This window comes from Breoghania corrubedonensis (assembly GCF_003053845.1).
Taxonomy (GTDB): Bacteria; Pseudomonadota; Alphaproteobacteria; order Rhizobiales; family Stappiaceae; genus Breoghania; species Breoghania corrubedonensis.
The window spans coordinates 1-12,509 of sequence record NZ_QAYG01000008.1 but is presented as its reverse complement, the minus strand read 5'-3'; the positions used below and the strand labels follow the sequence as shown (position 1 = coordinate 12,509).

Here is a 12,509-nt window from a genome sequence, read left to right as displayed (position 1 = left end):
GACCGACCCGGCTCAGTTCGGCGCCGCGACGCTAGGCAACTCCGTACCCGCGATATTGGCGTCAATGATCTGCCCGACGATCTTCTGATCGTAGTCGGCATCCAGAACGCCACCTTCCGGCACCACCTTGAGCCATGCATCGAGATCCGCCTGATGCACTTCAAGCAGCGGCACCTCGACGAAATCGGGAACCTTCTTGCCGGCCAGGATTTGCTGCGCGGTCCAGAACGCGACCTGCGACACGCTAGGCGTCGCACCAAGCGAGAAGGTCTCGTAACCGGTCGCGATGTGCTGATCCTTCCAGGCCTGCAATTCGTCCTGCCGGTTACCCATGATGATGATCGGAATGTCGCGCCCGGCAGCCTTGAAGGCCTGCATCGCGCCATAGCCATCACCGCCCTGTGTCAGCACCGCGTCAACCTTCTTGAGCGAAGGCAGAATGCCGGCAACTTCCTTTTGCGCCACGGTGCCGGTCCACTGGCCATAGACCTCGCCCACCGATTTGTAATTCGGATGCTCGGCCATCGCCTTGACCACGCCTTCATGAAGACGCTTGTCGAAGCCGTCGCCCGCCATGCCCCGGATCTCGAGGATATTGGCCGGACCATACCCCAGCTTCGATTGCACGAAGTCCAGCTCCGCCTTGGCATAGCTGTCGAGGTTGTAATCGACCGTATGCACGCAAGGCTCGGTTACCCCGCTGGCAAAGGCCACCACCGTGATCCCCGCACCGCAGGCTTCCTTGATCGCCCCGTTGAGTGCAGTATCGGAGCCCGCCAGAACGATGATCGCATCGTAGCCCTGCAGGATGAGGTTCTGGATCTGTCCTGCCTGCTCGGTCACGTTATTGTTGGCCGAAACGGTGGTGAAACCGGCGATTTTGCCCTCATCCACCGCCTTCTGGGCCATGCGTTCGAAATCCTTGATCATGATCTGCCGAAACGAATTGCCGGCATAGGAGTTGCTGAACGCTATGCGTTTGGTGCTGGTGTCACCCGTCGCCAGACCATTCGCGGCAAACACCTGTCCAGCCAGAACGGCTCCCCCTGCCAGGGCGAGTGCGCCTGTCAGAATCGACTTTCCAATCTGCATCTATTCCTCCCTTTCGCCCGCACCCGCGGACACGATTTTTCAAATGCCGTTCGGCCCGCCATGTCTGGAAGAACTCCGCCTCCCGGCCCTCCCAGAACATCGAGATCCGATCACTTGTATGGTAGAGTGTCAATCTGCTCCATCAAGCGATCCGGTTTTGGCACCACGATCAGTCAAAGGTCAGATGAACCTTCACCGCGCGACTGCGATCACGCGCCAGTTCCATCGCGCTCTGCGCCTCTTCCACTGGCAGGCTGTGCGTCACGATCGGCGCCAGGTTGAGCTCGCGTGCATTTATCAGATCCACCGCCTGCCCAAACTCAGCGTCGAAACGGTGTGACCCGATCAGGTTCAGCTCCTTGGCGACCAGCATGTTGAAGGGCACCGAAGCGTCGCCCATCACGCCAACCTGCACGATGGTGCCCAGGGGCCGCGTGCAGGCAATTGCGGAACGCAGGGCGGTCGCGGCTGCCGAACATTCAAACGCCAGATCGAACTGGCCCTTGTCGGCTTCGTAATCCGACAGCCCGGCAGGATCCCTCGCGACATTGACCACCCGTGTTGCCCCGACCTCGCACGCCACGGCAAGAACCGCATCCTGCAGGTCCGTCACCACGATTTCGGCAGCCCCGAAATGGCGGGCCAGCGCGATGCAGAGTACGCCGATCGGCCCCGCCCCCGTGATCAACACCCGTCTATCCGCAAGATTGCCGACAAGATCCCTCGCCCGCGCCATTGCGCGGCAGCAAACAGCGAGCGGTTCGGCCAATGCCGCCTCGGACATCGGTACATTCTCGGCGACGCGATGGCACTGGCCAGCCCCGATCGCCAATCGATCGCGGAAGAACCCCTGCTCATGCGGAAGAAACATCGCCGAACCCTTGAAGCGCATGTTCAGGCAATGCTGGTGCGCACCGGCACGGCAGAAACGGCACTGCCCGCACGGATGAGACGGATTGATTGCCACCCGGTCGCCGGGCACCAGCCCTTCGACCTCCGCCCCGAGCAAGATCACAGTACCCGCCGCTTCGTGACCCAGAATGATCGGTTCGCGCACGCGGATAGTCCCGATGCCGCCATCGGCGTGGTAGTGGATGTCGGAGCCGCAGATCCCGCCCGCGCCGATCTGCACGATCACCTCGCCGGCACCCGGCTCAGGCTCATCGAGCCTCTCCACACGCAAATCGTTTTGGCCGTGGAGCCGCGCCACGCGAATTGTCATCGTCGTTTCCTCCCACCCCAGCGAACCCGCACATGTGCGGTCCGGGATTGGCTTCCTGAGCGCTTGATGCGTGCGCCCGCCTGCGTACGATACGGATCGCCATTGCGCGTACCCGTGCAAGTGTCTGCGTACCGCCAAGATCCGGCTTCGCCAACACCTGTACCGGCACGGGCACAGGCACAGGCACAGGCACAGCGGAGTCAATGCGGCCCTCCGTTCCGCTCACACTGCGCCAGACTTCCATACTAGTCAACATAAATTGCATCTGCTATCCCTACATGACCGGAAGGTGCGGCTTGCGTCAGCGACGCGATCAAGGGAGATTCGGGATGCGTCAGACTTGGCGTTGGTTTGGTCTGAAGGATCACGTGAGCATTGATGACATGATGCAGGCGGGCGTCGAGGGCGTGGTGTCTGCGCTGCATCACGTGCCCACGGGCGCGGTCTGGGAACCTCAGGATATAGCGAGACGTCAGGCGGAGATTACGACGCGCTCGGATGCCCGCCCATCTTCACTGCGCTGGGAGGTCGTCGAATCGCTGCCCGTTTCGGAAGACATCAAGAAACAACGCGGTGACTGGAAGGCGCATATCGCGAACTGGAAGACGTCGATGCGACACCTGCACGATGCCGGGATCGATGTCATTTGTTACAATTTCATGCCGGTCCTGGACTGGACGCGCACGGATCTTTCCTGGGAGCGCCCCAATGGCGCGCGCTGCATGCGGTTCGACCTGACGGATTTCGCGGCCTTCGACATTCATATCCTGCAACGCCCCGGAGCGGTCGAACAGTTCTCCGAAGCCGTGACGGTCGCCGCCGCCGAGCGCTTCGCAACGATGAGCGACGCGCGCAAACGACAACTCTCAGCGAACGTTGTTTTCGGCCTGCCAGGTGCGGCCGAGCAATTCACCCTTCACGACGTGCGTGCCCACCTCGCTGAATACGCCTCCATCTCGGAAGAACGGCTTCAAGGCCACATGATCGACTTCCTGGCCGAGGTCGCCCCTCTTGCCGAAGAACTCGGGATGCGGCTGTGCTGCCACCCCGACGATCCGCCGTTTCCACTGCTGGGCTTGCCACGGATCATGTCCTCGCAGGCACATTACCGCAAAATCCTCGATGCGGTGGATCTGCCCGCGAACGGTGTCACCCTGTGCACCGGCTCGCTCGGCGCACGCCCGGACAACGATCCGGTCGCGATTTTTCAGGCGCTGGCCGACCGGGTTCATTTCCTCCACCTGCGCAACGTTTCCATCGAAGGCGATGCGGAGATGAATTCCTTCTACGAGGATGAGCATCTCTCCGGCCACACCGACATGGTGGCGATGGTCCGTGCAATCCTTGTCGAAGAAGCGCGCCGCAAGTCCATTGGCCGCGACGACTGGTCCATCCCGTTCCGTCCCGACCACGGACAGGACATTCTCTATGATATCGGGCGCGCGGGCCAACCGGGCTATCCGGCAATCGGGCGCCTGAAGGGGCTGGCCGAGCTGCGCGGGCTGTATCGCGCGTTTCAATATACGATGGAGAGCATCCAGTGACGCGGCTCGTTAATCGGAATCAGGTGCCGCTTGCGCTGCGCCCCCGCTACGATCCCTCGTGTCATCGGGTTGGCATTGTCCACCTTGGCCTCGGGGCGTTTCACAAGGCGCATCAGGCGGCATTGACAGACGCCGCGCTGGCGAAGAACGGCGGCGATTGGCGTATTCTGGGCATCTCGCTGCGCTCGCCCCGCGCCGCGGAACAACTGCATCCCCAGAACGGCCTTTACACCTTGATCGAGAAAGACGCCGAAGGCACACGGGCACGGGTCGTGGGTGCCATCGCGGATGCGATTTGTGCGGCGGGCGATCCCGGCCCGGCACTGGCGGCGATGGAGGCACGGGACACGAGGATCGTGTCGCTGACGGTCACGGAAAAGGCCTACGGGCTTAATCGCGAGACACGGGGCTGCGATCCCCATCACCCCGCAGTTGCGGCGGATCTGGTGCGGCCGGAGGCGCCTCAGGGCGTTCTGGGACTGCTTTGCGCCGCGCTGGACCGGCGCCGTATCGCGGGGCGACCACCATTCACAGTGTTGTGCTGCGACAATCTTCCCGAAAACGGAACGCTTCTGCGCGGTGCCGTGATCGACTTCGCGCGCCGCACGAATGCCGCTCTGGCCGAATGGATCACCGCGCAGGTCTCCTTTCCGTCGACCATGGTCGACCGGATCACCCCGGCCGCTACAGCCGAGACAAGGGAAACAGCGGCCCGATTGACGGGCTGCGAGGACCTTGGCGCCGTTGAGACCGAGAGCTTCTTTCAATGGGTCATCGAGGATGATTTTCCCCAGGGGCGCCCCGACTGGGATGCGGTCGGCGCGATCTTCACCGATAATGTCGCCCCCTTCGAAACGATGAAGCTGCGCATGCTCAATGGCTGTCATTCAATGCTTGCCTATGCGGGCTTCCACGCCGGTGCCGCCTGCGTGCGCGACGTGATGGCCGATCCCGCATTGGCGCGGCTGGTCGATCGTCACCTGACAGCGGCTGCTGCGACCCTGCCCGAGGTGCCGGGGATAGACCTGCATGCGTATGCCAGCGCATTGGTCCGACGGTTCGAGAACCCGTCCATCGCCCACGAGACCTTCCAGATCGCCATGGACGGATCGGAAAAGATGCCGCAGAGGATCTTTGCCGCGGTGACACAAGCACGGGCGCGCCACGTGGACGTCCGCCCGTTCGTCTTCGCCACGGCGGCCTGGGCCCGGCATATTTCCGGCGCCACGCATGATTGCCCCCCATATGAGCTGCGCGACCCGAGGGCCTCCTCGCTCCGGGCGCTGGCATATGGCAGATCGGCAAGCCAGATAGTGGAGGCCTTGCGACACGCGGAATTCGTGCCGCAAGATCTTGGGGACGACAGCGCGTTCTGGGATGACGTCATCGCGCTACTCGACGACATGCTCCACCAGCCAATGCGAGACGTGATCGCGAGGGAGGCTGCATGAAGCGGTTCCTAGCGATCGGCGAATGCATGCTGGAACTCTCCGGGGCGGGGGCGGATCTCTGGCGCATGGGGATTGCCGGGGATACGCTCAACACCGCATGGTATGCTCGCGCCTGCCTGCCGGATGACTGGGCTGTCTCTTTCGCGACGTGCATCGGAAAGGATGAGTTCTCCGCCCGCGTTCCCGGTTTCATGGCCGAGAACGGGATCGAGACGGACAGGATCCGCACCCACCCCACGCGTTCCGTCGGGCTTTATGCGATCTCGCTGGAGCACGGCGAGCGCAGTTTTGCCTATTGGCGAGACAATTCGGCGGCGCGCACGTTGGCCGACGATGCGGAGGCGATGATCGCGATGACCCAAGGGGCTTCGGTCATCCATATTTCAGGCATCACACTTGCGATCCTTCCACCGCCGGGCCGTGCCAGACTTATCGAACTGCTGGCACGCAAGAGAGCCGAAGGGGTCACGACAGTCCTCGACCCCAATATCCGGCCGCGCCTGTGGAGCGACATGGAAACAGCGGCCGGGACACTGAGCGACGCGGCACGCTGTTGTGACATCGTGCTTCCCAGTTTCGAGGACGAAGCGGCCTGTTTCCATGATCGCACTCCGCACGATACCTGCGCGCGTTATGCCGAGCTTGGTGCGAGAACCGTGATCGTCAAGAACGGTGGCGGGGCTGTAGTCGCCCGGCACGATATCGCGACTTGCGAATTCGACACTCGCCCCGAGAGCGCGCCGATTGACACGACCGGCGCCGGTGACAGCTTCAACGGGGCCTGCCTCGCGGCACTGGTAACGGGCAGCGATCTGTCGGATGCCGTGCGCAAGGGCCAGAACATGGCGCGAAAGGTCATCGGTCACCACGGCGCACTGATCCCGATGGAGAAGCTTCTGGTGCCCGAACCGGATTGAGAGCGGGCCATTCGCGGCCCGGATTCCGTAGAGCCGGCCCCCTGCGAGCCAGCGAGGTTCAGATCCCGTTCGAGCCCGCTTCAGGGATGAAGGGCGACGTCCGCTCCCTTGAAGCCGAGAGCCTGCGATATGGTGGCCGCCGTTTTCCTGACCGCAGCCGGGTAGGTTGCGATGTCCTCGACAGAGGTCGTGCTGGTCAAAGTGGAAATCGAGATGGCAGCCACGACGGTTCCCGTGTGATCGAAGACAGGCGCCCCGATGCAACGGACGCCAAATGAATGTTCCTCTTCGTCGCGTGCGACCCCCTCTTCGGCCACCCGGTTCAACTCGGCGATGAAGTCGTCCATGTTGCCAATCGTATGGGGAGTATATTTCTCGAACACGTAGTCCTTGAGAAGTTCGGCGACATCCTTGCGATCCGTCTTCGAGAGCAGGGACTTTCCGATAGCAGTGCAATGAATGGGCAACTGGCGGCCGATGCGCGAATAGGCGATCAACATTCCCGGCCCCTCGACCTTGTCGATATAGACGCCGTTGCAACCGTCCAGGATCCCAAGATGCGCGGTCTGGCCGGTCTGCCGGGACAATTCGACGAGCATCGGGTTCGCGCGCTTGCGCATGTCGATTGAGTTGACCACCAGCGATCCCCGCTCGATGAGCTTGAGACCGAGGCGATAGCGCCCGTTCTCCGCGTTCTGGTCGATATAGCCGGCCGCCTGCAAGGTCTTCAGCAGCGAATGCAGCGTGCTCTTGTGCAGACCGGTCGCGATGCTGATTTCGGAGATCCTCAGCTCGGTCTTGTGTTCGTCAAACAGTTCGAGGATTTGCAGCGCCCGCTGCACAGATTGAATGATCGGCATTGCTTGTTTTCGGGTTCCAGACCGGCCGGCTTCATATCGAGCGGGCGATCTGCATGGGTTGACGAGTGTTCAAGGCCTTTTCCGGCAACACGGGCGATCGGCATATGCCCTCGTGCGGCCGACACGAAAAAACGGATCTTGCGAATGCGGGTCGTCTAACCGGACAGGCCGGCATGGAAACGGAACGTCCCGCCGATCATAGCCCGCTCGCTCGGACCGGTTCATTTTCCCTGCCACGCCCAAGGATATGTCCCCCGAGAACGGTTTCTTATCGATCAGATTGCCTCAATCTGAGCGGAATATGCTCTAGCACAATCGACGCATGAACGAACGATCGATTGCGCGACACTCTTTTGGCCCCTGAGCCCCGAATTCTGCGCCCCTTGCGGCTTTTTCCGCGCCGGTCAGACCGCGCCTCACCTCGAATTTTCCCCGCCACCGCTCCGTTGCCGCATCGCCCGTCCTGCCGCCGCGACAAACTGCCCGTGACGCAGGGCTCGACGGAAGGCCCGCATCATGATCTATAATGTAGTCAGTCGTTTTACAATATAGAACGACAACGAAAAAGGCACTGCCGCCTCGCGGCATCAACACCTGGACGACACCGTCGGAGAGAAAATGGCAGACAGCATGAAGTTCGCGGGCATCATTCCGCCCGTCTCAACCCTCTTCACCGCGGATGGAGCAATCGACCGGGCCGGCATGCAGGCGCTGATCGACATGCTCATCGGGCAAGGCGTCAACGGGCTGTTCTTCCTGGGTACGGGCGGGGAGTTCTCCCAAATGTCCGAGGCCGAGCGCCGGGACTTCGCCGCGTTCGCCGTCGAGGCGGTGGATCACCGGGTGCCGGTTCTCATCGGCACCGGCCACACCAACATGCGCGCAGCCATCGCGCTCAGCCGGCATGCGGCGGAAGTGGGCGCCGATGCGGTGGTCGCCATCAACCCCTATTACTGGAAGGTCACCGAGGCGAACCTGCGCGGCTACTTCGGCCAGATCGCGGACGCCGTTTCCATTCCGGTGCTGATCTACAACTTTCCCGACCTCACCGGGCAGAACCTGACGCCTGAGTTCATCAAGTCGCTCGTCGACGTCCACCCCAACATCGTCGGCGTCAAGGACACGATCGATTCGGTCGGCCACCTGCGCGGCATGATCCACGTGATCAAGGGCGCCCACCCGGACTTCTCCGTCTTCTGCGGCTACGACGATCACCTGGTGAACACCCTTCTGCTGGGCGGCGACGGCGCGATCACGGCGAGCGTCAACTTCGCGCCGCAGCTCTCCGTCGGCATCTACAAGGCCTTCCGCGAGGGCGATCTGGCGACGATGACCCAGCTCAACCGCGAGCTGCTCAAGCTGCCGCTCATCTACACCCTGGACAGCCCCTTCGTGAATGCCGTGAAGGAGGCGATGCGCCAGACCGGGCAGGACATCTCCACCTGGTGCCTGCCGCCCACCAGCCCCCTTTCCGATCCCAAGAAGGAGCAAGTCAAAGCGATCCTTGAAAGCGCGGGCCTGATCTGACCTGCCGGCGGGGAGGCCCGCCGCTTCAACAAATACCTGAAGAGAGGAGGTTAGAGATGTCACTTGACACTCTCTACGATGATACGCGTGCCGATATCTACGATGTGGTGACCAACGCCGCGGGGCCCGAGGGGGTTCTCCCGCTCACCCCCGACATCCTCGTCAACCGCCCCTCCGGCGACATATTCGGCATGACGCTGAATGCCGGCATGGGATGGGACCCGGCCCAGCTCTTGCGCAAGGAACTCATGCTGATCGGGACCACGGGAGGTATCCGACAGCCGGACGGCAAGCCGCTCGCGCTGGGCTTGCACACCGGACACTACGAGATCGAGGCCCTGATGGCCGAGGCCGCCAAGGTTGCCGCCGAATGCGACCGGCTCCCCTATGCCTCCTTCGTCTCCGACCCGTGCGACGGCCGCACGCAGGGCACCGCGGGCATGTTCGACAGCCTGCCCTACCGCAACGATGCCGCCATCGTTTTCCGCCGCCTCCTCCGCTCCCTGCCGAACTGCACCGCCATCGTCGGCGTGGCGACCTGCGACAAAGGGCTTCCGGCCCTGATGATGGCCCTTGCATCCATGCACGACCGCTCCACCGTCATCGTTCCCGGCGGCGCGACGCTTCCGCCGACAAAGGGCGACGATGCGGGCAAGGTGCAGACCATCGGCGCACGCTTTGCCGCTGGCGAGCTGTCGCTGGAAGAGGCCTCCTGGCTCGGCTGCAAGGCCTGCGCCTCGGCCGGGGGCGGCTGCCAGTTTCTGGGAACGGCCGGCACCTCCCAGGTGGTGGCCGAGGGACTGGGCCTCGCCCTGCCCCACTCCGCGCTCTCTCCCTCCGGCGAGGCGGTGTGGTACGAGGTCGCCCGCGCCTCCACCCGTGCCGCGATCGCGCTTGATGAAAAGGGTATCACCACAAAGGATATCCTGACCGACAAGGCCATCGAGAACGCCATGGTCGTTCATGCCGCCTTCGGTGGCTCGACCAATCTCCTCCTTCACCTGCCCGCCATCGCCCATGCCGCCGGCTGCGCCATGCCGGACGTGAGCGAGTGGACGCGGGTGAACCGGCTGGTGCCGCGTCTGGTGTCGGTCATTCCCAACGGCCCGGTCTATCATCCGACCGTGCGCGCATTCATGGCCGGCGGCGTGCCGGAAGTGATGCTTCACCTGCGCAAGCTCGGCCTGCTCAACGAAGACGTGCTCACTGTCACGGGCGCGACGCTCAAGGAAAATCTCGACTGGTGGGAGACCTCGGAGCGCCGCGCGAAGTTCCGCAACCTCCTGGTCAAGCTCGACAACGTGGAGCCCGACGACGTCATCATGTCGCCGGAACTGGCCGCAAAGCGCGGTCTCACCTCCACCATCACCTTCCCGCTCGGCAACATCGCGCCGGAAGGCTCGGTCATCAAATCGACCGCCATCGATGCCTCCAAGATCGATGAAAACGGCATCTACCATCATAAGGCCAAGGCCAAGGTCTTTGCCGCGGAATCCACCGCGATCAAGGCCATCAAGTCCGGCGGCATCGAGGCCGGAGACATCATGGTGGTGATGGGCGGCGGGCCCTCGGGCACAGGCATGGAGGAAACCTACCAGCTGACCTCCTCGCTCAAGCACGTCTCCTGGGGCAAGCATGTCTCCCTGGTCACCGATGCGCGCTTCTCCGGCGTCTCCACCGGCGCCTGCATCGGCCATGTCGGACCGGAGGCGCTCGCCGGCGGCCCGATCGGCAAGCTCAGGGACGGCGACATCATCGAGATCGTCGTCGACTGCCGCAAGCTGGAAGGCTCGGTCAACTTCCTCGGCACCGAAGGCAACGAGGTCACGGCGGAGGAAGGCGCCCGGATCCTCGCCGCCCGCGAAACCCATCCCGAACTCGCGCCGGCGCCCAAGCTTCCGGACGATACCCGTCTGTGGGCCGCGCTCCAGGCCGCTTCGGGGGGAACCTGGCGCGGCTGCGTCTATGACGCGGACCGCATCGTGAAGACGCTTCAGGCCGGCATGAAAGCCCTGCAGGAAGCGCAGTAGATCTGGACGGGCGGCACAACGCCGCCCGCGCCCCACGGCATATCGCGGGCGACCCGACAGACGACGGGCCGCCGGCTCCAGGCAACTCAAATGCACCGTCTCCCTGGTTGAGGAATTGGCTTGCTCGCAAGAGCGGCAACGGGAGAGGTGCGCCCGCCCGGCAGCTGAAAACGGGCGGGGAAATCGAGGAGAGTTTTCATGCCACTCTTTATCGTCGCAATCGGCATCGCAGTGCTCCTGCTGCTGATCATGCGCCTGAAGCTGAACACCTTCGTGGCCCTCATGCTGGTGTCCTTCGGCGTCGCCGTCGCGCTCGGCGTCCCGCTGGAGGGCGTGGTCAAGGCCATCGAGAAGGGGCTGGGCGGCACGCTCGGCCATATCGCGCTGATCTTCGGCATCGGAGCCATGCTGGGGCGGCTCCTTGCCGATGCCGGCGGCGCCCACCGCATCGCCCTGACGCTCATCGAAAGGTTCGGCGAGAAGCGCGTCGAATGGGCGGTCATCGTCGCCTCCTTCATCGTCGGCGTCGCCCTCTTCTTCGAGGTCGGCCTCGTGCTGCTGATCCCGCTCGTCTACACGATGGCCAAGGAGATGCGGATCTCCCTGCTGCGTCTCGGCGTGCCGATGGTCGCGGCCCTGCTTGCCACCCACTGCTTCCTGCCGCCGCACCCAGGCCCCACCGTCATCGCCGGCGAATACGGCGCCGACATCGGCAAGGTGCTGCTCTACGGCATCATCATCGCCATCCCGACCGTCATCGTCTGCGGCCCCGTGTTCAACCGCCTGGCCATGCGCCTGATTCCGGACGCCTACGCCAAGCTCGAACTGCCGGAGGGCGCGAGCGCCTCCACCGACTTCAGGCTCGAAGACACCCCCGGCTTCGGCATTTCCGTGCTGACCGCCATGCTGCCGGTCATTCTCATGGCCGCATCGACCATTGTCACCATTGCCCACGGCGCCCCTGACGACAGCATGGTCTTCACCATCATCGACGTGATCGGCGATGCTTCCGTCGCCATGGTCATCTCGCTGATCTTCGCCTTCTTCACCATGGGCGTGAACCGCGGCATCCCGGTCGAGAAGATCATGGGATCCTGCGCCTCGGCCGCGAACCACATCGGCATGATGCTGCTGATCATCGGCGGCGGCGGCGCCTTCAAGCAGGTGCTGATCGTCGGCGGCGTGGGCGACTACATCGCCCTGCTGTTTGAGGGAAGCCATGCCTCGCCGGTGCTGTTCGCCTGGGTCGTGGCCGCCATCCTGCGCATTTCGTTGGGGTCCGCCACCGTCGCGGCGATCTCCACTGCCGGCCTCGTCATTCCCGTTCTGGCGCAGACCCCGGCGGACCTCGCACTCGTCACGCTGGCGACCGGCGCCGGCAGCGCGATCTGCTCGCACGTCAACGATGCCGGCTTCTGGATGTACAAGGAGTTCTTCGGCCTCTCGATGAAGGAAACCTTCGCGACCTGGACGTTGATGTCCACGCTCGTCTCGGTGATGGGCCTCATCATCATCCTGCTGATCGACGCCTTCATCCTGATCTGATTGCCCGGCGTGCCCTTTCGGCGCGCCCCTGAACCCGAAGGCGGCCGGGCTCGGCGTCCGACCGCCCCCCGGGGGCCGGACACCGAGGCCGCCCCGGCCTTGCGAGGCTCCCGCCTCACTCTCCCAACACAAGGACACGATCATGAACGTACATGCCCAGACTTCCGGCCACCTTGCTGATCCATGGGAGGGGTTCAGCACCGGTTCGTGGCGGGATGAGACGAATGTACGCGGCTTCATCCAGGAGAACTACACGCCGTACGAGGGGGATGCGGCGTTCCTGGCGCCTGCGAGCGCGCGCACCATCGCGCTGTGGGCGCG

Annotated in this window: 9 protein-coding genes; 6 read left to right on the top strand and 3 right to left on the bottom strand. The window is 63.5% G+C overall.

What is annotated here, in order from left to right; translation table 11 throughout:
* Window positions 1-12: 12 nt before the first annotated feature.
* Window positions 13-1,092, bottom strand: coding sequence for an ABC transporter substrate-binding protein (locus tag C8N35_RS17650; RefSeq protein ID WP_107991051.1), 1,080 nt, complete (start codon window positions 1,090-1,092; stop codon window positions 13-15).
* Between the two features lie 169 nt (window positions 1,093-1,261).
* The gene (locus C8N35_RS17645; RefSeq protein WP_107991050.1) at window positions 1,262-2,314 is read right to left on the bottom strand and encodes an L-idonate 5-dehydrogenase; all 1,053 of its coding nucleotides are present in this window, start codon (window positions 2,312-2,314) and stop codon (window positions 1,262-1,264) included.
* 329 nt (window positions 2,315-2,643) lie between these two features.
* Between C8N35_RS17645 and uxuA the strand changes: the two genes are divergently transcribed.
* The 3 genes from uxuA to C8N35_RS17625 are packed head-to-tail and all read left to right on the top strand — an operon-like array spanning window position 2,644 to window position 6,226.
* The gene (gene uxuA, locus C8N35_RS17635; RefSeq protein ID WP_107991048.1) at window positions 2,644-3,858 is read left to right on the top strand and encodes a mannonate dehydratase; all 1,215 of its coding nucleotides are present in this window, start codon (window positions 2,644-2,646) and stop codon (window positions 3,856-3,858) included.
* Window positions 3,855-5,309, top strand: a complete 1,455-nt coding sequence (locus C8N35_RS17630; protein ID WP_107991047.1) for a mannitol dehydrogenase family protein — start codon at window positions 3,855-3,857, stop codon at window positions 5,307-5,309. Before uxuA ends, C8N35_RS17630 begins: the two co-directional genes overlap by 4 nt.
* Complete coding sequence (locus C8N35_RS17625) at window positions 5,306-6,226, top strand: sugar kinase (protein WP_107991046.1); 921 nt, start codon at window positions 5,306-5,308, stop codon at window positions 6,224-6,226. Before C8N35_RS17630 ends, C8N35_RS17625 begins: the two co-directional genes overlap by 4 nt.
* A gap of 80 nt (window positions 6,227-6,306) precedes the next feature.
* Here the strand turns inward: C8N35_RS17625 and C8N35_RS17620 are convergent, their stop codons facing one another.
* On the bottom strand, window positions 6,307-7,086 hold the full coding sequence (locus C8N35_RS17620; RefSeq protein ID WP_107991045.1) for an IclR family transcriptional regulator: 780 nt from the start codon (window positions 7,084-7,086) through the stop codon (window positions 6,307-6,309).
* A gap of 618 nt (window positions 7,087-7,704) precedes the next feature.
* Here C8N35_RS17620 and C8N35_RS17615 point away from each other — a divergent pair.
* From C8N35_RS17615 to C8N35_RS17605, 3 genes are all read left to right on the top strand, one after another.
* On the top strand, window positions 7,705-8,613 hold the full coding sequence (locus C8N35_RS17615; protein ID WP_107991044.1) for a dihydrodipicolinate synthase family protein: 909 nt from the start codon (window positions 7,705-7,707) through the stop codon (window positions 8,611-8,613).
* Window positions 8,614-8,669: 56 nt separating this feature from the next.
* Window positions 8,670-10,643 (top strand): YjhG/YagF family D-xylonate dehydratase, encoded by a 1,974-nt coding sequence (locus tag C8N35_RS17610; RefSeq protein ID WP_107991043.1) that lies wholly within the window; start codon window positions 8,670-8,672, stop codon window positions 10,641-10,643.
* Between the two features lie 198 nt (window positions 10,644-10,841).
* Window positions 10,842-12,188 carry a gluconate:H+ symporter gene (locus tag C8N35_RS17605; protein ID WP_107991042.1) on the top strand — a complete coding sequence of 449 codons (1,347 nt, stop codon included), beginning with the start codon at window positions 10,842-10,844 and terminating at the stop codon, window positions 12,186-12,188.
* Window positions 12,189-12,509: the final 321 nt, after the last annotated feature.